The organism is Verrucomicrobiota bacterium, from assembly GCA_016200005.1.
Taxonomy (GTDB): domain Bacteria; phylum Verrucomicrobiota; class Verrucomicrobiia; order Limisphaerales; family PALSA-1396; genus PALSA-1396.
Genome location: JACQFP010000009.1, coordinates 16,283 through 38,469, shown reverse-complemented (window position 1 = coordinate 38,469; position 22,187 = coordinate 16,283). Strand labels below are relative to the sequence as shown.

The 22,187-nt window shown below is 57.5% G+C and carries 23 protein-coding genes; 8 read left to right on the top strand and 15 right to left on the bottom strand.

What is annotated here, in order from left to right:
• Window positions 1-353 precede the first annotated feature (353 nt).
• Genes HY298_03260 through HY298_03235 form a run of 6 tightly spaced genes read left to right on the top strand, consistent with a single transcriptional unit; the run spans window position 354 to window position 7,936 of the window.
• A complete protein-coding gene (locus tag HY298_03260; GenBank protein MBI3849300.1) occupies window positions 354-1,382 on the top strand; it encodes a rod shape-determining protein in 1,029 nt (342 codons plus the stop codon).
• Between the two features lie 33 nt (window positions 1,383-1,415).
• Window positions 1,416-2,222, top strand: coding sequence for a rod shape-determining protein MreC (gene mreC / locus HY298_03255; protein ID MBI3849299.1), 807 nt, complete (start codon window positions 1,416-1,418; stop codon window positions 2,220-2,222).
• Complete coding sequence (locus HY298_03250; GenBank protein MBI3849298.1) at window positions 2,219-2,767, top strand: hypothetical protein; 549 nt, start codon at window positions 2,219-2,221, stop codon at window positions 2,765-2,767. Before mreC ends, HY298_03250 begins: the two co-directional genes overlap by 4 nt.
• Before the next feature lie 4 nt (window positions 2,768-2,771).
• Window positions 2,772-4,736 (top strand): hypothetical protein, encoded by a 1,965-nt coding sequence (locus HY298_03245; GenBank protein ID MBI3849297.1) that lies wholly within the window; start codon window positions 2,772-2,774, stop codon window positions 4,734-4,736.
• The gene (gene rodA, locus HY298_03240) at window positions 4,736-5,947 is read left to right on the top strand and encodes a rod shape-determining protein RodA (protein MBI3849296.1); all 1,212 of its coding nucleotides are present in this window, start codon (window positions 4,736-4,738) and stop codon (window positions 5,945-5,947) included. The genes HY298_03245 and rodA overlap by 1 nt, the downstream gene beginning before the upstream one ends.
• Window positions 5,948-5,989: 42 nt before the next feature.
• Entirely contained in the window at window positions 5,990-7,936 is a 1,947-nt protein-coding gene (locus tag HY298_03235; protein ID MBI3849295.1) for an Rne/Rng family ribonuclease, read from the top strand.
• A gap of 245 nt (window positions 7,937-8,181) precedes the next feature.
• On the opposite strand, the gene HY298_03230 is transcribed toward HY298_03235, so the two are convergent.
• The 12 genes from HY298_03230 to HY298_03175 form a co-directional block, all read right to left on the bottom strand.
• Window positions 8,182-8,646: a hypothetical protein gene (locus HY298_03230; protein ID MBI3849294.1), complete on the bottom strand. Its 465-nt coding sequence runs from the start codon at window positions 8,644-8,646 to the stop codon at window positions 8,182-8,184.
• 2 nt (window positions 8,647-8,648) lie between these two features.
• Window positions 8,649-9,173 carry a hypothetical protein gene (locus HY298_03225; protein MBI3849293.1) on the bottom strand — a complete coding sequence of 175 codons (525 nt, stop codon included), beginning with the start codon at window positions 9,171-9,173 and terminating at the stop codon, window positions 8,649-8,651.
• A gap of 5 nt (window positions 9,174-9,178) precedes the next feature.
• Window positions 9,179-9,775, bottom strand: coding sequence for a sigma-70 family RNA polymerase sigma factor (locus tag HY298_03220; protein ID MBI3849292.1), 597 nt, complete (start codon window positions 9,773-9,775; stop codon window positions 9,179-9,181).
• Between the two features lie 39 nt (window positions 9,776-9,814).
• On the bottom strand, window positions 9,815-10,471 hold the full coding sequence (gene hisB, locus HY298_03215) for an imidazoleglycerol-phosphate dehydratase HisB (protein ID MBI3849291.1): 657 nt from the start codon (window positions 10,469-10,471) through the stop codon (window positions 9,815-9,817).
• A gap of 272 nt (window positions 10,472-10,743) precedes the next feature.
• On the bottom strand, window positions 10,744-11,652 hold the full coding sequence (locus tag HY298_03210; GenBank protein MBI3849290.1) for a hypothetical protein: 909 nt from the start codon (window positions 11,650-11,652) through the stop codon (window positions 10,744-10,746).
• A gap of 4 nt (window positions 11,653-11,656) precedes the next feature.
• The gene (locus HY298_03205; protein MBI3849289.1) at window positions 11,657-12,433 is read right to left on the bottom strand and encodes an ABC transporter permease subunit; all 777 of its coding nucleotides are present in this window, start codon (window positions 12,431-12,433) and stop codon (window positions 11,657-11,659) included.
• 2 nt (window positions 12,434-12,435) lie between these two features.
• On the bottom strand, window positions 12,436-13,185 hold the full coding sequence (locus tag HY298_03200) for an ABC transporter ATP-binding protein (protein ID MBI3849288.1): 750 nt from the start codon (window positions 13,183-13,185) through the stop codon (window positions 12,436-12,438).
• 280 nt (window positions 13,186-13,465) lie between these two features.
• The gene (locus HY298_03195; protein ID MBI3849287.1) at window positions 13,466-14,647 is read right to left on the bottom strand and encodes an ATP-binding protein; all 1,182 of its coding nucleotides are present in this window, start codon (window positions 14,645-14,647) and stop codon (window positions 13,466-13,468) included.
• Window positions 14,648-14,939: 292 nt separating this feature from the next.
• A complete protein-coding gene (locus tag HY298_03190; protein MBI3849286.1) occupies window positions 14,940-15,641 on the bottom strand; it encodes a hypothetical protein in 702 nt (233 codons plus the stop codon).
• A gap of 22 nt (window positions 15,642-15,663) precedes the next feature.
• Window positions 15,664-16,242 (bottom strand): sigma-70 family RNA polymerase sigma factor, encoded by a 579-nt coding sequence (locus tag HY298_03185; protein ID MBI3849285.1) that lies wholly within the window; start codon window positions 16,240-16,242, stop codon window positions 15,664-15,666.
• Entirely contained in the window at window positions 16,239-16,631 is a 393-nt protein-coding gene (locus tag HY298_03180) for a hypothetical protein (GenBank protein ID MBI3849284.1), read from the bottom strand. The genes HY298_03185 and HY298_03180 overlap by 4 nt, the downstream gene beginning before the upstream one ends.
• Window positions 16,579-16,890, bottom strand: coding sequence for a DUF433 domain-containing protein (locus HY298_03175; GenBank protein ID MBI3849283.1), 312 nt, complete (start codon window positions 16,888-16,890; stop codon window positions 16,579-16,581). Before HY298_03175 ends, HY298_03180 begins: the two co-directional genes overlap by 53 nt.
• Window positions 16,891-17,256: 366 nt before the next feature.
• Here HY298_03175 and HY298_03170 point away from each other — a divergent pair, with 366 nt between their 5' ends.
• Together HY298_03170 and HY298_03165 are read left to right on the top strand one after the other, a co-directional pair.
• On the top strand, window positions 17,257-17,505 hold the full coding sequence (locus HY298_03170; protein ID MBI3849282.1) for a hypothetical protein: 249 nt from the start codon (window positions 17,257-17,259) through the stop codon (window positions 17,503-17,505).
• A gap of 98 nt (window positions 17,506-17,603) precedes the next feature.
• Window positions 17,604-19,160, top strand: a complete 1,557-nt coding sequence (locus HY298_03165) for a CHAT domain-containing protein (GenBank protein ID MBI3849281.1) — start codon at window positions 17,604-17,606, stop codon at window positions 19,158-19,160.
• A 35-nt stretch (window positions 19,161-19,195) separates the two neighbouring features.
• On the opposite strand, the gene HY298_03160 is transcribed toward HY298_03165, so the two are convergent.
• From HY298_03160 to HY298_03150, 3 genes are all read right to left on the bottom strand, one after another.
• Window positions 19,196-20,185: a substrate-binding domain-containing protein gene (locus HY298_03160; GenBank protein ID MBI3849280.1), complete on the bottom strand. Its 990-nt coding sequence runs from the start codon at window positions 20,183-20,185 to the stop codon at window positions 19,196-19,198.
• A 200-nt stretch (window positions 20,186-20,385) separates the two neighbouring features.
• Complete coding sequence (locus HY298_03155) at window positions 20,386-21,165, bottom strand: carbon-nitrogen family hydrolase (protein ID MBI3849279.1); 780 nt, start codon at window positions 21,163-21,165, stop codon at window positions 20,386-20,388.
• Window positions 21,166-21,246: 81 nt separating this feature from the next.
• On the bottom strand, window positions 21,247-22,008 hold the full coding sequence (locus tag HY298_03150; protein MBI3849278.1) for a ThuA domain-containing protein: 762 nt from the start codon (window positions 22,006-22,008) through the stop codon (window positions 21,247-21,249).
• Window positions 22,009-22,187: the final 179 nt, after the last annotated feature.

The window sequence follows — 22,187 nt, the reverse complement described above, 5'->3', positions numbered from 1 at the left end:
TTTTTCGCGCGGGGGGCGCCTCCACCCCTCCGGGGTTCGGCTGCGCTCGGCTCGCTACGCTCGCCTTCGCTCCGCCTCACCCCGGAGGGGTGGAGGCGGAGAGAAGAAAGACAATTTACAGAAAGACTTTTACACCGACATAAAGGTTCAAGTGCTTGCCACCCGGTTACTCACACTGAACACACGCACCCTGCCTCCTTTGCTGCACAAGACAAAGCAAAATGATCGGTGACGAACGGACAAGTGCGTTCCACTTGACCGATTTTGGAACGCGCGATCGTTGCGGCTGGCTTTAATCATCTTGACCAAGCGGCAACCGGCCTTCTAAGCTGCTCCACTGTTAGGCACAATTCATGTTCGCGCAATTTAAAAGCCTGTTTTCCAATGACATTGGAATAGACCTCGGGACAGCCAATTCCCTCGTTTATGTTCGTGATCGGGGCATTGTATTGCGAGAACCTTCGGTCGTCGCCATTCAAGCGGGCACGACGAATGTTCTCGCCGTCGGTGAGGAGGCCAAGCGCATGTTGGGACGGACCCCGGGAAATATCGTGGCCATTCGGCCCATGAAGGATGGTGTGATTGCCGACTTCGAAATCACCGAAGCAATGCTCCGCCACTTCATCCAAAAGGTCCACCATCGCAAGCTGATTGCGCCGCGCGTCGTGGTCGCTGTTCCCTCAGGCATCACCGAGGTGGAAAAGCGGGCGGTGAAGGATTCCGCCACTCATGCGGGCGCGCGCGAGGTTTATTTGATCGAACAACCAATGGCCTCGGCCATTGGCGTCGGTCTGCCGGTGCATGAGCCGGCGGGTAACATGATCGTTGATATCGGCGGCGGGACTTGCGAAATCGCAATCATCTCCCTGGCCGGAATTGTCTTCAGCCGCAGCCTGCGGGTGGGCGGGGACGAATTCGATGAGACGGTCGTGGCGCACATGAAACGTGCCTACAATATGATGATTGGCGAACGCACCGCGGAAGAGGTCAAGATCCGGATTGGATCCGCCTTTCCGATGGAGCAGGAATTAACCATGGAAGTCAAGGGGCGCGACTTGAGCGCGGGGTTGCCGAAAACCCTGACCATTCGCTCGGAAGAGATTCGCGAAGCCTTGCAAGAACCGTTATCCAGTATTTTGGAGTCCATTCGCATCACCCTCGAACGTTGTCCGCCGGAACTATCGGCCGACTTGATTGATCGAGGCATTGTGATGGCCGGCGGCGGCGCCTTGTTGCGCGGCATCGACCGGCTGGTGGCCGAAGAAACCGGCCTGCCCGTTCACATTGCCGACGATCCGTTGAGCGCCGTGGTGGAAGGCACCGGCCGGGTGTTGCAAGAACTCCAATTTCTTAAACGAGTCTCTGCCAATTCCAAGCTCTGATGATGCGCGTTCGCCTGGATCAGCCGGGCGAAGATGTTAAAGAAGCCGCACTACATAATTTTAAGTCTCGTCGCATTGCTGACGCTGTTGGTCCTCAACCTGCCCCATCAAACGGCCGGCCGCGTCAAACTGGCCATCGGCGGTCTTTTCCTGCCCCTCGTGGGCCTCACCAGTTCCGCCCAACAACTCGCCGGCCAAGGCGCGGCCGCCATCACGCCCCGCGCTGAACTGCTCAAACAGAACGAAGAGTTGCGCCGGGAGAATGAACAAGCCCACCTGCTCGCATTGCAAGCGCAGGAGGCGCTCCGCGAAAATGAACGGTTGCGCCAACTGCTCGGCTGGCAGCGTCAAAGTCCCTGGAAACTCAAACTGGCGAACGTGATCCTGCGCGAACCGGCCAATTGGTGGCGCACCGTGCAGATCAACCTCGGCAGCCGGGATGGTCTGCGCGCCGATTTGCCAGTGCTCACGCCGGACGGATTGGTGGGGCGCATCGCCTCGGTCGGTCTCACACGTTCGCAAGTCGTTCTCCTCGGCGATCCGAACTGTCACGTCTCGGCCCTGGTCCAGGAAACGCGCGACATGGGTGTCATTTCTTCCGGCTCGGCCGGTCCGTTGGATTACTCTTTGGTCGAACTGGCGTATCTGCCCAACAACAGCAATTTGAAGCCCGGCCAACTCGTAGTTACCAGCGGCAAGGGCGGCATTTTTCCCAAGGGCATTCCGATCGGCAAGATTGCGGATTTTCATCCCGCCGAATTTGGCCTCTACACCGAGGCGCGGGTCAAGCTCGGGGCGAACTTGAGCGGCTTGGAGGAAGTGTGGGTGCTGTTTCCATGAACCCGGTGAATTCCATCCTCATTCTGCTCGCGGCCTTCGTGGCGGTGTATCTGGAAGCTTCGTTCAACGGCGTGCGCCAACTCTTCGGCGCGCAAATCGACCTGCTCCCGCCGTTGATCGTTTATGCGAGTCTGAGCGCCGACCTGGTGACTCTGGCCTTGCTGGCCGTGCTCGGCGGACTTTGGTTCGATTCCCTCTCGGCCAATCCACTCGGCGTCACCATGCTGCCGCTGTTGTTGATCGGTCTGGTGATTTACCGGCAGCGCGGGTTGATCCTCCGCGAACAAACCTTCGCCCAGTTCATTTTAGGATTGAGCGCCAGCGCCGCTGCGCCTGCCGTGACGCTGGTGTTCCTGATGACCCTCGGTGAAAACCCGTTGCTGGGTTGGGGGACGCTCTGGCAATGGATCGTGATGAGCCTGGGCGGTGCAGCTCTGACACCGGTCGTGTTCCAGCTCTTCGATATTTTCAACCGCGCTCTGAGTTATCGGCCGCACGGTGGCACCAGTTTCCGCGCCGATCGCGAAATCAAACGAGGTCGCTAAGCGCATGATCATTTTCGACCAATTAAAAAAGAACGACCCGCAATTGCGCGTGTTGACGCTCATGGTCCTCAGCGGTTTGAGCATCCTGCTCGTCGGCCTCTGGTACGTGCAGGTGGTTTCGGGCAGATACTTTCAATCCGACCTCGAAACTCAGTCGTATCGCACGGTTCGCGTCCCCGCCGTCCGTGGAAAAATCCTGGATCGCAACGGCCTGACGCTGGCGGAAAACCGACCCAGCTATAACGTCAGTTTGTATCTCGAAGAACTGCGGCCGGCGTTTCAAAAACAATTCGCGCTCATGAAAGGAGTTTACCAGAAGCAACTCGGACGCAAGCTCACGCGCGCCGAGCGCGATGAACTGGGCCGGCTGACCCGGTACCAGGCCGCCAGCAACATCGTGGCTCAACTAAGCACCCGATTGCAAATGCCGCTGGCGCTTGATGAAACAAATTTTCATCGGCACTACCAAACACGGCTCGCCCTGCCCTTGGTGATCGCTTCGAATCTGGATGCGAATCAAATCGCCCGCTTGCAGGAACAGTCGGGCGGACCACCCGGTGTGGACATGGAAATCCAGCCGGTGCGGGTTTATCCGCATCAAACCGTGGCCGCTCATTTGTTGGGTCACTTGCGCCGGGACGATAGTTCGGCGGTAGGGGAAGACGCCTTCTTCAACTACTGGCTGCCGGACTGGCGCGGCAGCGTGGGCGTCGAGGCCGGGTTCGATCAAGAACTGCGCGGCAAGGCCGGCGCGAAGTCGGTGCTCGTAAATCACCTCGGGTATCGCCAGTCACAAAACATCTGGTCGGCAGTCGAGCCGGGCCAAAACGTGGTGCTCACGATTGACTACTCGATTCAGCAGGCTGCCGAACAGGCGTTACGGCGACCCTTTGGAACCGAGACGCGCGGCGCGGCCGTGGTCATGGATGTGTGGAGCGGTGACATTCTGGCGTTGACCTCCTCACCGGCTTACAATCCCAACCAATATGTCAAAGGCATCAGCCGCGCCGAGGCGGAAAAATTGAGCGACCCGAAACAACGTCCAGAAAGCAATCGCGCTACTTATGAAAACTATGCGCCTGGCTCGATCTTCAAACTTGTGGTAGCGATGGCGGCATTGGAAGCAGGGCTGAATCCCGCAGCCACTTACACCGTTGAGCCAGATCCGAAGCGACCGGGTCGCGGATGTATTTACGTCGCCCGGCGGAAGATCGAGGACACCGTGGCGCCTGGCGATTACAATTTCCGCAGAGCGTTCATTCACTCAAGCAATGCTTACTTCATCACCAATGGCATCCACGCGGGCATCAAGAACATCATTCGCATCGGGCAGAAACTGCATCTGGGCGAGCGAACGGGCCTGCCAACACGACAAGACGTGGCAGGAAACCTGCCCAGCCTCAAGCGCGTGTCCGAGGGCTGGTTCGATGGCAATACCGCGAACGTCTGTATTGGCCAGGACCCGATCCTCGTCACGCCGCTGCAAATGGCGGTGATGACGGCGGCCGTGGCCAACGGTGGAAAGGTTTTGTGGCCGCGCATCGTGGACCGGATTGAATCGCAGGATGTGCTCGCCAGGCAATCAGCACCCGTGCATCCGCGCGCTCGAGTGCGCGACGAACTGGGCGTCAGCGAACGCACCTTGAACATCATCCGCGCGGCGATGCTGGCCGATGTCGAGGATTCTGATGGCACGGGCCGGGCCGCCGCCGTCCACGGCATGCGCATCTGCGGCAAGACCGGTACCGCGCAAGTCAAGAATCCGCGTGGCGAAACCATCGATCACACCACCTGGTTTGTCTCGTTCGCGCCCTACGAGAATCCGCGCTATGTCGTCGTGGTCATGGTGGAGAGTGGCGGCTCCGGCGGCGCCACCTGTGCGCCGATTGCGCAACAGATTTATCTGGCCATCCAGGCGCGAGAAAAAATGGCTGAACCGAAAACAGCAACTTTGAGTCAGGCAAAATAATGTTTGGATCAACCTCAAACGACCGCCACGCCCGGATTGACCTGTTGCTGGTGCTGGCCCTGCTCGGGCTGATGGTGCTGGGCGCCGCCTTTGTTTATAGCGCGACGATGGCCAATGAATCGACCAGTGCTTTGCCGTGGTACGCGCAAAGTTATTTCAAACAGATCATCTGGTATTTCGTCGGCCTGGCGGCCGCAGCCGCCATCTGCTTCGTTGATTATCGCGTGCTGACGCGCTGGTCCTACGTCGCCTACTGGATCACCATTGTGGCGCTCATTGTGGTGTTGATTCCGCATATCGGAACGATGCGTTTTGGCGCGCGGCGGTGGTTTGATCTCGGATTCTTTCAGGCGCAACCCTCGGAGTTGACCAAGCTCACTTTGATCCTGGCCCTCGCGCAATTCCTGAGCCGACCCTCGGATGAATTGCGCCTGCCGCATGTGTTTTGGAAAGCCATTGGCATGATGGCGCTGCCGTTTCTGCTGATCATGAAGGAGCCGGACCTTGGCTCGGCGCTGGTGCTGGTGCCCACGGCGGTGGTCATGTTGTTCGTGGCGGGGACGCCCAAACGTTATCTGCTGCGCGTGGCGGGCGTGGTTGGGTTGCTGGCGGTTTTGTTCTTGGTGGACATTCTTTTTGCGCCGCCGGGCTGGTGGCAGATCAAGTTGCAGGATTATCAGCGCCGCCGGTTGCTGGTTTATTTCGGTCAGGACTACGCTCCTTCGAATGCCACCGAGGCTGAGAGGCTGCGCCTGCGCGAACAGCAGCGCAACGATTCCTACAACGTGCGTCAGGCGATGATCTCCGTGGGTTCGGGCAGGTTGACGGGCAAAGGCTGGCGTCAGGGCACCCAGAACGCTCTGGGCTATCTGCCGCGCTCGGTGGCGCACAACGACTTCATTTTCTCTGTAATTGCCGAAGAGAAAGGATTTGTCGGCAGCGTGCTGGTCCTCACGCTGTACTCGGTGGTTCTGTTCATCGGGATCAGAATTGCCAGCCAGGCGCGCGATCGCCTGGGCAAACTGCTGGCTGTGGGCGTGGTGACGCTGCTCTTCAGCCATGTCTTCATCAACATCGGAATGAACATACGCATTATGCCTGTGACGGGCGTGCCACTGCCGCTACTGAGTTATGGCGGATCGTCAGTGCTCTGCTCGTTGATCGCGATTGGCCTTTTGCAAAACGTCCATACCCATCGAAAATCCTATTGATCTATGAGTGATAAACATTTTTCCCGTCGCCGTCGCGGCGGCATGCGCTTCCGCCCCAGCGGCGGCTTGAACCCGGCCGGACAACGACAAGACCGCGCGGCCAGTGACGCCCGCGCCGAAGTCCTGGGCGAGAAGCCCGTTTCGGATGCGCAAGTCTATGATCGTTCCCGCCATTCGCACGAGATTGAGCGGGCGGAGAACATCGCCGCCGGCTTGCCGCCAGAAGGACTTCCCAAGGAAGCGGTCGCCGGCGACGCTGATTCATCAGGACCGCGCCGGCGTTTTCGCGAACCGAACCTGGAAACTCCAGCGCAGGTTCAGGAGGAAGCGCCGTTTGAACCGGTGGTCGTGCAAACCCGGCCACCCCAAGGCATCGTGGAAACGCTGCGCGCCGCTGCGACAACCGTCATCAAGAAAGTCCAGCGGTTGATAAAGCCGGTGAAGAAAATCCACAAAGAGGTCATCATCAACGCCGAGGCGCTGGAAACCCGCGTCGCGATTTCTGAAGAAGGCAAACTTGAAGAATTCACCATCGAACGCACCACCGAAGAGCGTCTGGTCGGTAGCGTTTTCAAAGGCAAGGTGCGCAACCTGGAAGATGGGTTGAAGGCCGCGTTTGTGGATATCGGCTTTGAAAAGAATGCCTTTCTGCACTACTGGGACATTGTGCCCAGCAGCTTCGACAGCGGCGTGGAGATCGTTGATCGCGGCACCAAAAGGCACGACAAACCGCGCATCACCCCTCGGGACATCCCACGCCTCTATCCACCGGGCAGCGACATCATCGTGCAAGTCACCAAAGGGCCGATCGGCACCAAAGGGCCGCGCGTCACCACCAACGTCGTGTTGCCGGGGCGTTATCTGGTTCTCCTGCCGAACTCCGATCAAAGCGGCATCTCGCGCAAGATTGAAAACCAACAGGAACGCCAGCGGCTGAAGAAGATTCTGCGCGAGTTGACGATTCCCGAAGGCATGGGGGTCATCATGCGCACCGCCGGCGAAGGCCAGCAGGCCCGTTACTTTGTCCGCGACATCGCGCTGCTGCTCGAAGAATGGAAACAAATTCAGGAGCGCATCAAGACCCAGCCCTCCGCCACGTGTGTCTTCCAGGAGCCGGACTTGATCGAGCGCACGGTGCGCGACTTTTTGACCGAGGACGTCGAGCGCATCGTGGTGGACAGTCCGAAGTCTTACGACCGGATGCGCGAAATGATTTCCAAAATCTCCCGTCGTTCGGCGGACAAGGTCAAACTTTACACCGAGTCCCAGCCCATCTTCGATCGCTTCAACATCAGCCGCCAGTTGGAGAATGCGTTTTCGCGACAGGTGCACTTGAAAAGCGGCGGCTACATCGTCGTGGATGAAACCGAAGCGCTAGTCGCCATCGATGTTAACACGGGCCGCCACAAAGGCGGCAAGGACCAGGAATCCACCATCCTCAAGGTCAACGTCGAAGCGGCAGATGAAATCTGCCGTCAACTCCGTCTGCGCAACATGGGGGGGTTGATCGTGCTCGATTTCATCGACATGAAATCGCGTCGCGACCAGCAAAATGTTTACCAACGAATGAAGGAAGGCTTGCGGCGGGACAAGGCCAAAACCCATATCCTGCCCATCTCGCAACTCGGGCTGATGGAAATGACCCGCCAACGCCATTCGGAAAGCGTGCACGCCGCCGTTTATGACGATTGCCCCTACTGCAAAGGCCGCGGCAAGGTAAAGAGCGCGTTGACCATGAGCGTGGAGATCCAGCGCAAGCTCAGTGAGATTCTCAAGCAGCGCTCGCGCGATGAATCCGACTTTCAACTTCGCATCGTGGTTCATCCCACGGTGCTGGCGCGGCTGCGCACCGAGGATGAAAAACTTTTGATTGAGCTTGAGAAGCGCTATTTCGGAAAGCTGTCGTTCCGCGCCGATCCTGCGTTGCACGCCGAACAGTTCAAAATCCTGAACGTCACGAACAACGAGGAACTGGCCGGGGCCAATTGATTCCGAAATCAGAATTCCGACTTCCCGAAACCAGAAACAGGCCCGAAGCCCGAAGGCCGCAATAGACTTGTGCGTTTCGACGGAGAAATAGTGCCAGAGCCAACGGCCGGCTGGGGGAGGTTTTGAGATTCGGGCTTGGGATTTGTTTCGGAACTCGGATTTCGGGCTTCGGATTTCCGGCGCATTCCAGACGCCGACGCCCCGGGAATTAAGGCGGGGCACTTGGTCGCAATGTTGAGCGCGGTCTATTGCGAATCAACTGAGCGGATCACCACAAACCAGGCGGTATCGTTCTTATCATCGCCGGCGACGATGAGGTCTTCACCGGGCGTGAGCGTCTGGGCGTTCTTGCTGACCAATTTGCCTTTCCCAATCAGCTTCACCTCGACGCGGGCGTTCCCCAGGTTTTTCACCTCGAGGACACATTTGGAGCTCATGTTGATGTTGGCCGTCTGGTTTTGCGGAATCGTGGCGGTCTTTCGATTGACTTCAAAATAATTATGCCACTTGAAAACTTTGCGGAGCTTTTTGGCCAGGGTCGCATCCACCGGTTTGTGGTCGGGATTGGGAGATTTATCCTCGTTCGTTCCCCAGACCAGCCGGGCCTCCACTTTCAAATCCGCCGCCAACACCTCGGACGAATTTGCGAAAAGCGACAGCGAAAAAACGATGACGCTTGCGACACGGGTAAACAGTCTATTGGCATTCATCACTATTGAATACTATCAATGAGACCCGTGTCTGTAAACCCCTCATCGTCCACATAGGATATCCACACGACGGTAGTGCCCGTCGTCTGGTCTCGAAAGGTAAAACCATGCGCGTCTTCGGACGGTGATTCAAACTCATGAAAATGGCGCGCGATGGCCTGCACGATGGTGGAATGTCGTGATGAGCTTGAAAACAGGAGCGCCAGCCCCACCAACGCGGCCACGGCGGTCGCCAGAATCAGAAACTTGCGCCACGAGGTAAAGATTACTGGAATGCCCGTTTGCGGGCGCGTCTGAGAGTGGCGCTGGATTTCGCGTTCGATCTTGTTCCAGTAGAATTCACGGGCTTCAGGGAGTTTGCGGTCCGGTTCGCCGCTGGCGAGAGCGGCCTTGGTATTTTGCAACTCGGCCAGCAACAAACGGGCCTCGTTGTCTTCCGCGAGCCAGGTCTCCACCTGGCGGACCGCACGGGCGGTCAATTCGCCGTCGCAGTAAGCTTGCAACTTGAGTTGGGAATCATGTTTCATCGTCTTTAGTTGTCTTTCTTCAACCCGGCCAGCAGCACCGCCATTTTTCGTCGGGCATAGAAAAGCCGGGACATCACGGTGCCGATGGAGCAATTCATTTTCTTGGCGATCAGTTTGTATTCCATGTCTTCAAATTCATGCAGGATCAGAACGGTGCGATGTTCGTAAGACAACTGTCCAAGCGCCTGGTCGATTTTCTGCCGCAATTCAGTTCGTTCCAACCCGGCCGTGGGGTTCACCGTCACCACAGGCATTTGACGTTCCACGCCGCCGAATTCTTCATCCATCGCTTCGATTGATTCAGTGCGCTGGCGTTTCCGTTTGCGCAACTGATCCAGACAAAGATTGATCACGATCCGCGTCATCCAGGTGCCGAAGCTGGATTGTCCCTGAAATTGTTTGAGCCGTTGCCAGCTTTTCACCCAGGCTTCTTGAGAAAGATCCAACGCCTCGTCCTCGTTTCGCACCATGCTGAACGCACGGGCATAAATCTTGTCGCGATGCCGGGCCACCAATTCCTCGAACGCCGCCAGGTCACCGTTCTGCGACAGTTGCACCAGCGTTTCATCGGCGGCGGAGGGATAATCTTGCTTGGTCGCCATGATTTCGACGGCGTGAAATAACCGGCTATTCAACTCCAATCACAATTTTCCTTTGGTGCTGGGAAGTATGCCCGCGAGGCGCGGGTCCCGCTGGCAGGCCATATCAACGGCCTTCGCAAAGGCCTTGAACAAGGCTTCCACAATGTGGTGCGGTTCGTCGCCATAAAGCAATTCCAAGTGCAGATTGCATCGGGCTTCATTGGCAAATCCCTGGAAGAATTCCCGCGCCAGACCAAATCGAAATGCGCTGGACATGTCCTGTTGTTTTTCCGCGCGGCTGATTTTTTTCTGCGCCAGGTGGTTCAAACCGCGCCAGACCAGATGCGGGCGTCCGCTGAAGTCAATGACGCAGCGCGCCAGGCATTCATCCATCGGCACGTAGGCTTCGGCGGTGAATGGATTCCGCGGATCAAAACCCGTGCCGTATCGTCGGATGCCTTTCTTGTCTCCCAATGCTTGTTGGAATGCCTGGCCCAGGATGATGCCGCAATCTTCTACCGTGTGATGGGCATCGACCCTCAAATCACCAGTGCAACGAAGGTGTAAATCAATCACGGCGTGCTTCGCCAACAACGACAGCATGTGATCAAGGAACAGAATGCCCGTACTAACGGAGGCATTGCCCGAACCATCGAGTTTCAATTTGACAGCGATCCGCGTTTCATTGGTGACGCGTTTGATGTGGGCGTGCCGGATGTTCATGCGGGCTATTAAACAAAATTCCTTCAGAAAACAAAGCCCAAACCTGGTGCTACCATCTTTCCCGATCACCGCGCAAACGACGGCCCACCCGGCAGAAAATGCGATCCGACAGTATCCGGCCGGAGCTGACGACGCCCAAAAAGAATTGCCCATCTCCGCAAACCAGACGCGCTGTGCGTTGCCGGCGGGAACCTGGATTGCTGGATCAGCCTTGTTACCTTGCCCGATCCAGGCGGAAGTCCATCGCCACCGCGAAGCCCGATGTCCTACTTGGCGCCGCGAGTTCCTGGTGGCTCGGACGCCGATGGCTTTGCTTGTTTCTGTTGGACCTGGTCGATTTCCTTCTGAACGACTTCGGGGAAGGGCGAGTATTTTTTGAGCTGCTCCAGATAACCAAGGGCGACATCCCAATTTCCCTTCCGCTCTTCCAGTTCGGCCAGATGGCCCACAATTTCCTGGTGCAGAAAAACATTCGGCTCGCGCTTGGCTGCCTCCTGCTCGTGCCATCGACGCAGGGCCAGTTCCCAAAGGTTTTGCGCGGCTTTGGGGTCCTTCCGGTTCTCATCGGCGACGCGCCCCAGTTCGAAGAGGATCTCATAGCTCTTGGGATTGGCGCGCAACCCTTCACGGAGAAACTGCTCCGCCTCGTTCACCCGACCCAACCGGCTGCGCAACCAATAGGCCGCCACCGTATAAGTTTCGACCCGCTGCGGATCGAGATCGGCAGAAAGACGAAGCCAGGGCAATATCTCCCGTTCGTCACCATTTTTTTCGAGATGCGTGTGGTGGGACGGATAGAAATGTCGGCCGAACCGGTCAATCCAGTCTTTGGGCGGACCAAAAATATCGGCCTTCTGTTCGGCTTCCTGATCCTTATGTTCATGCGCTTCATGATCGGGTTTCGCGCCGGTGGCGGTCGTTTGAATCATGGGAGAGTTTTCGTGGAGCTTGGCTTGATCGAAGATGGAAGGATAATAACCGCTGTGAAAATAAACGTCCGCCTTGACAAAGAAGTGATTGGCAAAGAGGCGGCGGCTGTCGCCCATCAAGACGTTGAGGACCCCCGAGGACTGGGAGCGGCTGCCTTCCCAACCCTGGTACCAAAGCTGAAGGCGCGCCGCCAGGCTGAAGCTTGCGACGAATAACAATGTCAGCAGCAGATAGGGCGAAGCCATGGACTTAATTTAGCGCCTTTTTCCGAAAAACAAGCCAGGCAAGAAAAAGAAAAAATGCCGAATAGGCCAGGGCGTAGAGCGTGGCGGTTCCGCAAGCCCACCAGGCGATCAAATCGCCGTTGTGAATAACCAGGTCGCGAACATCGAAAAACTCCAGGTGCGGGATCGCCATGTAAACCGCATAAACAATGGTCTGACTCAGCGGCGCCAGTTGCAGCGCCACCTTTCCCAAATGCCGACCCACCAGCAGAATTCCGATGACCACAATGAAGGTGATGGTTGCATTGGACGAGGGCGCAGCAAAAACGAGCGAGCCCAGCAGGGTCACGGCGATGACGATGGCCAACATCCACCAATGCAGCCAAAGGGCCTGAAAATAGTTTAGGACCGGCCATTGATGTTCGCGTGTCCCACTCATCACCGCAAAAAAAATGTAAAAAATCAAAAGGGCCAGCCCGCAGGTCAGCCAGCACCCGACGAATTTGCCAAGCAAAAGCTGGGCGCGACTTACTGGCTTGGCCAGCAATGGGAACAGCGTGCGATTCTCCCGTTCCGCAGGTATTTGCCGCGCCGTCGTCACAATCGCGATGACGAGCGACGACACCCAGATCAACAGCAAACATATTTCCTTGAGGTAACGAACGATCTTGTCGTCGTTGAAGAGGTTCACCGCTCCCAGGAGCAAGGTAATCAACGCGGTCAACACAAAGAGCACGTAAAAATCCTTGCGCCGGTAAAGTTCCTTCAGCACCACAATCGCCAGGGCGAAAACGTTATTCATAATCAGGACGCCGGCATGTAGCCGATGATCTTAAGAAAAATCTGTTCCAGATTGCTTCGGTATTGATCCACCAAGTCGCCAACCCGCCCTTCGATCTTAAGCTCGCCCTGGTGCAGAATCGCCACGCGGTCGCACACAGTCTCCACCTCGCCAAGTTCATGGGACGAGAAGAAAACCGTCTTGCCTTCGCTTTTCAAACGCTGAATGATTTCCCGCACCTTCATCCGGCCCAGCGGGTCCAGACCGCTGGTCGGTTCATCGAGCAGCAAAAGATCCGGATCATTGATCAGCGCCTGTGCCAGACCCACGCGCTGTTGCATCCCCTTGGAGTATTGCTTAATGGGACGTTTGCGCGCCGAATCCAACTCCACCAACTTCAGGAGATGATCGATGCGCTTTTCGGATTCCCGCCGGGGGATTCCGAAAATCCGGGCGTAAAAACGCAACAATTCCTCCGCCGTAAGGAACTTGTAGTAGTAGGTCAGTTCCGGCAGATAGCCGATGCGCTGGCGCGCAATCGGCTCGCGAACATTCACGCCAAACAGGTAGGCTTCCCCGTGGGTCGCGTTCACAAAACCGAGCAGAACGTTCATGGTCGTCGTCTTGCCCGCACCATTAGGGCCGAGAAATCCGAAAACTTCCCCGGCGTTCACACTCAGGTTCAAGCCCTTTACAGCAGCCTTTGCGCCTCCGCCGAACTCCCGACTCCGAAATTCGACACACAAATTCTCGATCTTCAAAATCGCGTCCATCGTTGGCGTAAGATAAATAGCCGCACCGCTTTGGCGAGTCAATTCGGGTGTTTTGCTTTTTCAGTGACGCCGCGTCCGGGAGTCCGGATCCACGTCTTTCTGGCGATGCGTGGCAACCTCGCTCACGATGATGTCATCGACGCAGCAACCCCGAATTCTCTGTGCCTGACGATTTTCAAACGCGCCCATCGCCCAGCTGGTCGCGAGGAATCCCCGCCTCCGCGCGCGTCGTGCAGGGCCGGCGTTGTTCCTTCCATTCATCGGAGTCCACTGCCGTTGTTCAGGCAAGACCTCGCTCCACGAACTCCTGCCACGGCAACGCCTGCACTCCGGGAGCCACGGCTGGAGAAGCCACCCCCGATCGTGCGGGTCGATGCACGAGGATCTGTTCCACTTTTCCCCGCACGCCAGGCCGTTTGCGCCAGGCCGCCGCGAGCTGTTGCATCGGCCGGGCGTCCCCGGGCGACACCGTTCGCGCGGCTTTCGCCTCGATCAGTCGCACGGCCGCGCCTTTTCGTGGCACCACGAAATCCACTTCCAACCCTTGTTGGTCCCGGAAGTAATAGAGTTCACGCCGCCGGCCTGCGTTTAACTGGGCCTTCACAATTTCACCGGCAATGAAACCTTCAAACAGCGCGCCTAGGAACGGTGACTTCTCCAACTCCGCTTCCGTCTCAATGCCCAGCAGGTGGCAGGCAAGACCGGAATCGGCGATGTAAACCTTCGGCGACTTGATGAGGCGTTTGCCCAGGTTCTCGAAATACGGAGGCACCAGGAAAATCTGCGCCGTGGCTTCGAGGATGTCGAGCCACCGGCCGATGCCCGGCACGCTCATGCCCAACGGCGCGGCCAGATCCGATTTGTTCAATAACTGCCCGTGCCGGCTGGCAACCAGCGCCAGGAATCGGCGGAACGTAGCCGGCTCCTGCACCGCGCTGATCGACCGCACATCCCGCTCCAGATACGTTTGAAGATAGGAGCTGAACCAAAGGCCGGCCGCGGCTGGACGCGCGAGCACTTCGGGAAAACCGCCCCGCAACAGGCTGACTTTTGGCGTCTCGCTTGCGGACATCGGCAACAATTGCAGAACCGCAGCGCGACCAGCCATCGACTCTGTGACGTTTTGCATGAGACCCGCCTCCTGCGAGCCGGTGAGAAACCATTGGCCAACCCGGCGCGGCTGGCGGTCGATTCGCGCGCGGACGAAGTTGAACACCTCCGGCACATTCTGAATTTCGTCCAGAATCACTGGCAGCCGCACTCCGTCGAGGAACCCCTGCGGATCGTGGCGGAACCGGGACACAACGTCCGGGTCCTCGAAGAGATAATAGCTCGCCTGAGGAAACCGGTGCCGGAGCAGCCAGGTTTTTCCAGAGCGCCGCGGGCCGGTCAGCACGATGGCGGGAAAGCTCCGCGCGGCCGCGGCCACGGGTGATTCCAATAATCTGCGAAGGTAGCGCATGATTGAGTTATTTAATCTGGGAGTTTAAAAAACTCAAGCCATTCATTTTGTAACGCGGTCCCGCCCGTTTGGCAGGTGTGGAGACTGCGCGTGGTACACTGGCGCGTTGGACGACGAAACTCATCTGCACCTGGTCCAAGTGCGGCCGTACTGGGGTCCTCACCCTTTGGAACTACAAATGTTGCCGGGCGAACGAAAGCCCGAAGTTGAAGTGAACGGAAACCGAATCCGCCGTGAGGGCGACACAAGCTATTCGCCTGTCACGGTCAGCGACCCGTCGAGCGCGGCTTCACTACTGCGTTTGCTCGGAAATGAACGCCTTCGCTTCCTTCACGGTCGCGGCCAAATCTCTCTCAACCTGAAAAGTCTTTTCCAACGACTTGCCGCCCCATTTCCCGATGACCCTCACTTCCCCCGCCGCGCGATCGTAAACGATTTTCACCGCGCCCGGTTTGGCATCTGTTTCCCACTCGCGCAGGGCCTCCGCACTCGTGAAAGAATCCAGCGTGGCCGTCTTCCATGCTTCGCGAAGAAGCAAAACCTCGTTCGTGCCTGCGCCGCGAGTGCCGCCCGCCGTGTCTAGCATCGCCAGTTGAATTACCGGTGCATTCTGCGTGAGGAACATTGGCAACGCCACGAGCAGAACCACGGCCGTCGCCGCCGCCAGACCCAGCACCCAACGCCAGCCCAACGCCAGACTGCGGTCCGGCTTTTTTTCCGCGGATTCAGGACGACCAAGCGTCTGCCGCACTTTTGTTTGCAACCGTCCACGAGCGTAGGCTGGCAACTCGCCCGCTATTGCCTGGGTCGCATCCACGAGTGGCAGCGCATCCTTCGTCACACGCACGTCCGCCTGCAGCCGCGCAAACGCGGCGCGCATTTCCGGCTCGCGCGCCAGTTGCGCGTCCAGTTCCGCGCGCTCCGCGTCCGTGGCTTGGTGGGCAATGACCTTCATCGCCAGATCAAAAAAGCGTTCGTCATTCATTGAGTTCATCGCAAATACTGGTTCGTTTGTTTCAACTATTTTCCTCACGTCCCCAAATGCGCCGCATCGCTTCCAGTCCGCGTTTCAAATAAACGCCCACCGAGCCGACCGCCACGCCGCGCTTCCTGGCAATTTCCTCGTAACGCAAACCGTGCAGAAAGAAATCTGAAAGGATTTCACCCAGCGGCGGTTTGAGTTCCGCGAGCGACTGGCTGAGCCGTTGCGCCAGTTCCCATTGCTCCAAATCCGCCAATGGCGAATCGCCTGATGGCGGGTCGTGAGGGTGGCCGTCATCATCCGTCGGCGCGTCCAAAGACTCCGTCTTTCCTTCGCCGCGCTTCTTGGCAAACCGCTCCCGCAGCAAACTCACCGCCCGATGATGCGCGATGCTTGCCGCCAGCGGCTTCAATTCCTCCGAGGATTTGACGACGCGCACCTTCTCCACCAATTCCTCCAATGCTTCAATCGCCACGTCCTCAACCTCGTTTGGGAGATAGCGTCGAAGTTTCAATTGCGCCACCGCAAAGACCGTCGGCCACAACCAGTCAAACGCTGCGTTCCAGGCGTCCGCATCGCCGGTTTGGAGAGCCTTGAGTTTGAGCACGCTCATTCGTCTTGCCACGCCACGGAACCTGAAGTGCGCGCACCGACCTCGTAGAACTCGATGCCGGTCGGACGCACGCGCACCACTTTGCCAATCCGTTTCGCTTCCGTGTCCAAGGAGGGATGCTTCAGGAAACGGCGGATTTGGAGCGCGGATAACTTGGCCGCCATGTCCAGCCAGACCAGACAGTAACGGGCATGGCAAAGCCGCCGATCGAAAAAGTCCTCGTCGAGAGTGAAGAACGTCGCGCCCCGCAGCCGATGCAGCAAAGGAATGATCTGGTCGTCCTTGATGCCCAGGCGGGCGACCTCCACCCCAACCACCCGTACGCGGATGCCCCAATCACGCAGTTGCGAGGTCTCCAATTCGGGCAGGTTTTCGTCTATGATGATCATTTAGCCCGCGATAACCCCGCTGCTTGACCAACTCGCTGGCCAGCGATGCCGCCTCGGCAATTGCCGCCTTGGGCACCCTTCCACGCCATTCCTTGACGATGGCATCCCAACTCATTCCGTCCGCGAGTTGCTCCAGAACCACCCAGACCAGCACCCGCGTCCCTTTGAAAGTCGGCTGGCCGTGGCAGATGTCGGGGTCCGCGACGATGTATTCGCCCAACTCCGCCCGCCCGGTTGATCGCTTGGCTTTTGGTTTCATGCCCACGCGACAACTATGCGCTCGCCCCAATGCGATTGCAAGCCACTCATTCGCCGCGAAAGAACGCACGGAACACACAGAATTTTAACCACGGATGAACACCGATGGACACGAATCAACCCGCACCCGTCCAGGCGGACACCCTCTCCGCCTCGGTCGGGGAGAGTCCGACGCTACCCTCTCCCATCCGATGGGAGAGGGGCTGGGGGTGAGGTGTCGCTTCGCCTTGTTGCGGCAATTCCATCCGTGTTCATCCGCGTCATCCGTGGTTAAAAAAGTTGTAAGAAAGAAAAGCCCATTTGCGATGTAGCGGGTGAAGGCAGTTCAAAACGAACCGCCGCCGATAACAAACAACAAACAAAAAATATGAAAACTCTGACCAAACTCGCCCTCGCCGCCGTAATCCTGACCACCACCTTTGCCGCCAAAGCCGAAATCGTGAGCGGCCATTTCCGCAGCAATGGCACTTACGTCGCGCCGTATTACCGCACGCCCGCCAACGGCACGCCCTACGACAACCTGAGCTATCGCGGCTATTTCACACGCTCTGCGCGAAGGGCGCAGGCAATAATTTTGAAATTGCAGGCATGCTTGCCGCCGAACAGTTGGCACTGAATAAAGCCTTGCTTGAAGAAATTCAAATTGCTCAAACGTCTTTGAACGCTGACCCGCGAACCGTAACAAGTGATTTGCAAGAACAGTATCAAATCGTGATGTCTGAACTAACACGGTTGTCGGAAGTTCAGTTCGATCCCGCTACGCACGATGCCAGACGGCGCGAATTGCAAACCGAGTTGAGTCTGCTTGAGGAGAAGTTGGCCGAGCGTGTCGGATTGGTGGCGCAAACGATTCGTGAGCGAAACCTGACGTTAAACGACATTGCCCGGAGTCTTCCGCCGCAATCCGCGCTGGTGGATTTCATTCAGTATCGCCGTTACGATTTCACCGCCAGGACGAACTACTGGAAGGAACAACACTACGCCGCTTACTTGACCTTTCCGCTGGCGCGCGATTCCACCAACGTCGTCGTCGAGCGCGTGGACTTGGGCGAAGCCGCGCCGATCAATGAAGCGGTCGAGTTGGTCAGCAAGCGAATGTCCGCCGGACAGTTTGCCGCCAAAGATTTGTCCCCGGCCTTGCAACGCTTGAGCGACCTGGTCTATGCGCCGCTCGCCCGGCATCTGACGAATGTTTCCCACCTGATTATCTGCCCGGACTGGCAACTGAGCCGGCTGCCGTTTGAAATGTTACCCGTTGGCAACAAGTTTTTGGTGGAAGAAAAAACCATCAGCTACGTCACCAGCGGGCGGGAAGTGGTGCGGATCGCCAATGCAAAATTAAAAATTAAAAATTCAAAATCGCTGGTGATGGGCAACCCGGATTTTGATTTCGATCTTCGTAGCAGCCGACATGAGGAGGCTCTGACTAAAAGCTCTCAACCCTCAACTCCGATAAATCGCGAGCAGGCCAACGACTCTCAACCCGGAGTTCAGAGCCAACTGACGTTGACTGCTACGAGAACATTGAGCCGCTCTTACCGTGGATTAAAATTCAATCCGTTGCCGGGTTCAGGCATCGAGGCAACAAACGTGGCGAAGCTGCTGGGCGAGGACGCTTCGTTGCGTTTGGGTGCAGAAGCGCGCGAGGCGGAGTTGAAAGCCGTGGTTTCACCGCGGGTGTTGCATCTGGCTACTCACGGATTTTTTCTTGCCGACCAAGACATTAACCGCGAAATACGCGGAATACGCGAAAGGCCTTTCGGCTCTTCCACAGGCGGGCCGGGGGCGGGTTCCTTTTCGGGTGGTTCTCGTGATTCGCGGTTTCAAGATTGGGAGAATCCAATGGTGCGTTGCGGCATTGCATTGGCGGGAGCGAATCACTTTTCAAAATCGGAAATCGGAAATCGGAAATCGGAAATTGAAGACGGCTTGCTCACCGGGTTGGAGGCTTCGTTGCTCAATTTGCAGGGAACGGAACTGGTCATCCTCAGCGCCTGCCAAACTGGTTCAGGCGAAGTGAAGATCGGCGAAGGCGTGATGTCGCTGCGCCGCGCGTTCAGAATTGCCGGCGCGGAAACCGTGCTGGCGAGTCATTGGAAAGTCAATGATAAGGCCACGAGCCAGTTGATGACGGAATTCATGCGGCGCTGGCGGGCGGGCGAAGCCCGCGCGAAGGCTTGGCGGGAAGCACAGTTGTCCTTGTTACGCTCGAAAGATTTTTCCAACCCTTACTTCTGGGCGGCGTTTACGCTGACAGGGCAGTGGAACTGAGACTCTGGTTTGAAGGAGCTGATTTTTCCCACGCCTCACTTCAAATATTTATCCAGCGGCGGGTGGAGCAAGTCCTTGATGTCGGGTTGCTCCATGTTTTCCGGCGTCACGAGCACCACGCCGGTGTCGATCCGCTTTTCCACGCTCTCGCCCTGCAAATGTTTGACCATCGTCACCACGGAGAGGTAGCCCATGAGCACGGGGTTTTGCACGGCCAGCCCCTGAACGTCGCCGTTCTTCATGTCGAGCACGGACTGCGAACCGGCGTCGAACCCGATCATCTTCACCTTGCCGCCGGCCTTGCCAATGTCCCGCAACGCCTTGGTCATCGCGATGGTCGAGGGTTCGTTGGCGCAAAAGATGCCGTTCACTTCGTTGCCGAAACGGTTCAACAAATTCTGCGAAGCCTGATAGGCCGTCTCGCGCGTGGCGCCGGCGTATTGATCGGAGGAAAGAATCTTGAGGTCAGGAAACTTGCTCAGGGCGTCCAGAAAACCCTTCTCACGTTCTTCCGTGCTGGCCGAGCCGACGGCGTAGCGCAACAGGATCACGTTGCCCTTGCCACCGAGAAGTTTGCCCAAATGTTCGCCCGCCAACAGGCCGCCCTTGTAATTGTCCGTGGCGACGAAGCTGATTTGCTTGTCCGATTTCAAACCGGAATCCATCACGAGGACGGGAATGCCGGCCTGCACCGCGCTGGCCACGGGATTGACGAGCGCCTGCGAATCGAGCGGCGCGACAACGATGCCGCTGACGTGCCGGCTGGCGAAATTTTCCACCACTTGAATCTGCTGGTCGCGATCATCTTCGCGCAGCGGCCCTTTCCAGATTATCTCCACTTTCACGCCTTTGGCGTCCAATTCCCGTTGCGCTTTCACGGCGCCAGCGTGAATCGATTTCCAGAATTCATGCGTCGTTCCCTTGGGAATGACGGCGATGGTGTAGGATTTTTCGTCCGTCTTTTTTCCGCAGCCAGACAATGTGAAGAGGGCAGAGCACAGGATCAGGTGAAGAAGTGATTTCATGGGCGCAAGTTATTGAATCGGCTGGTGGTTTTCAATCCTTTTGATGAAGCAGTGATGAGCCATCGAGCGCTGCCACGATCTCAAGGCCAGTCGCGAGAAGCACGGAAACCTCAGAACCCACCCCCAGGAGGGGAGCGGCGCGCGGTGGATTGTTCCCCTCCTGGGAGGGGTCAGGGGTGGGGTGAATCGCTTGTCACGCGTCACGACGAGGAAACGTTTTTCATGTCAGCAAGGAACGGTAGTCCTTCGCGATATTTCCGCAGGTTAATCAAGTCCAGTTTCGCGCTTATACAACACTCCCGCCCGTCCGCGTCCACAACAATCTCTCCATGTGGATCGATGATGAGCGAGCGTCCGCTGTATCGGTAATACGGATCACGCCCGATGCGGTTCACGCCGACCACATAAGCCTGGTTCTCAATCGCGCGCGCCTGCAACAGCGCGACCCAGTGACGAATCCGCTTCTCCGGCCAGTTCGCGATCACGACAAAAAGCTCCGGCTGATGTGCGGCCACGGCCTCGCGGAAAATTTCCGGAAATCGCAGGTCGTAGCAGATGAACGGCGCAACTGCGCAGTCATTCCAGCGGAATGCAATCGGCGCTTCACCGGCGACATAATGCTGCGGCTCGCCGCCCGGCGTGAAAGGCCGCATCTTGGCGTAGAAAGCGATCAGTTCTCCGGCAGGCGCAAAGACGAGCGCTTTGTTGCGCGCCTGACCATTGCGACCGCGCATGGCGGCGCCGGCAACGAGGTAAATGCCAAATTCCTTGGCCGTGCTCGCGAGAAACTGTTCGGTCTCGCCTCCATATGGTTCCGCAATTGCGTCCGCGTTCATGCTGAAACCGGTGGCGAACATTTCCGGCAGGGCAACGAGCGAGTTTTTTTCAGGGGGCGACCCGGTCAGCAAGCTGCGGACTTTTTCAAAATTCGCGGATTTGTTTTCCCACGCGATGTCGAATTGGAGGGCAACAAAGTTCACGGTCGAACCTTAAGCGAGCGGCCAGTTTGATGCGAGTCGTGAGTGCGACCTGCGGGCAGACGCAGACTGCGTTCGGTTGAATCACGGTTTCCAGACCACGGCGTTGAGGACAATCCGCGCAAAAGTTGGATTTTCAAAATCCTTCACGCTGTGACCGGGACTGAGGTAGATGATCCAACCCTTGCCCGTCGGTTTTATCCAGCCAGCAGTGTCCTGCATGTAAGTCGTCTTCGTGCCGGCGTCCACGTATTTAAACCCCATGAGCAGCGTGCGGGGTCCGGTGAGCGCATGATTCAGGTAAACTTCTGATTCTTCGAGCGTGAATCCGGGCAGGCCGCCGTTACGAACCGGCGCATTCGTGGTCGCATAAGAAATTTGGGCCGGGTAATTCACGCGGTTCGTCATAATGTAATGGCGCGGCGCGAGATTCACGAAATCCAAGGTCACCGGGTGAATCCATTTGTAGCCACCCGCAGCGACATCGCTTTCGGGTAACGCGACCTCCAGAAACGAAAACCAGTGCGGGTTCTTCCGCTTGGCGGAACTGATGGAATGATGGAGCACCACGAGCTTGCCACCGGCCTTGGTGTAATCGATCAAGGCAGCTTCCGCACTTGCCGAAAGTTCCTTGTGGATGTAAACGATCACCGCATCGAAAGGCGCAAGGCTGGCGGGAAGCTCCGTTTGCGAGATGACTTTGCTGGTGATGCGTTCCTCGCTTTTCAATTTTGCCGCCACCAGTTCCATGGCCGGGAATTCGTCTGCCACGATCAACACTTCCGCCACCGTGACTCCCGAAGTTCCCGCAAGCAACAAACCAAGCGCGGCGAGGTATTTGATCATGCGCAGAGCATGTTTTGACCCCATTGCTCCGACAAGCAAAATGCAGCCACGCTGCAAAGGCGCGGGTCGGGCACTGCCGCCGTTTGGAGTTCCGCCTTCAGGCGGTTCCGGGGTTTTAACACCCAACCAGACCGCCTGAAGGCGGAACTCCAAACAAAATGACCCGTGGCTGCCGTATC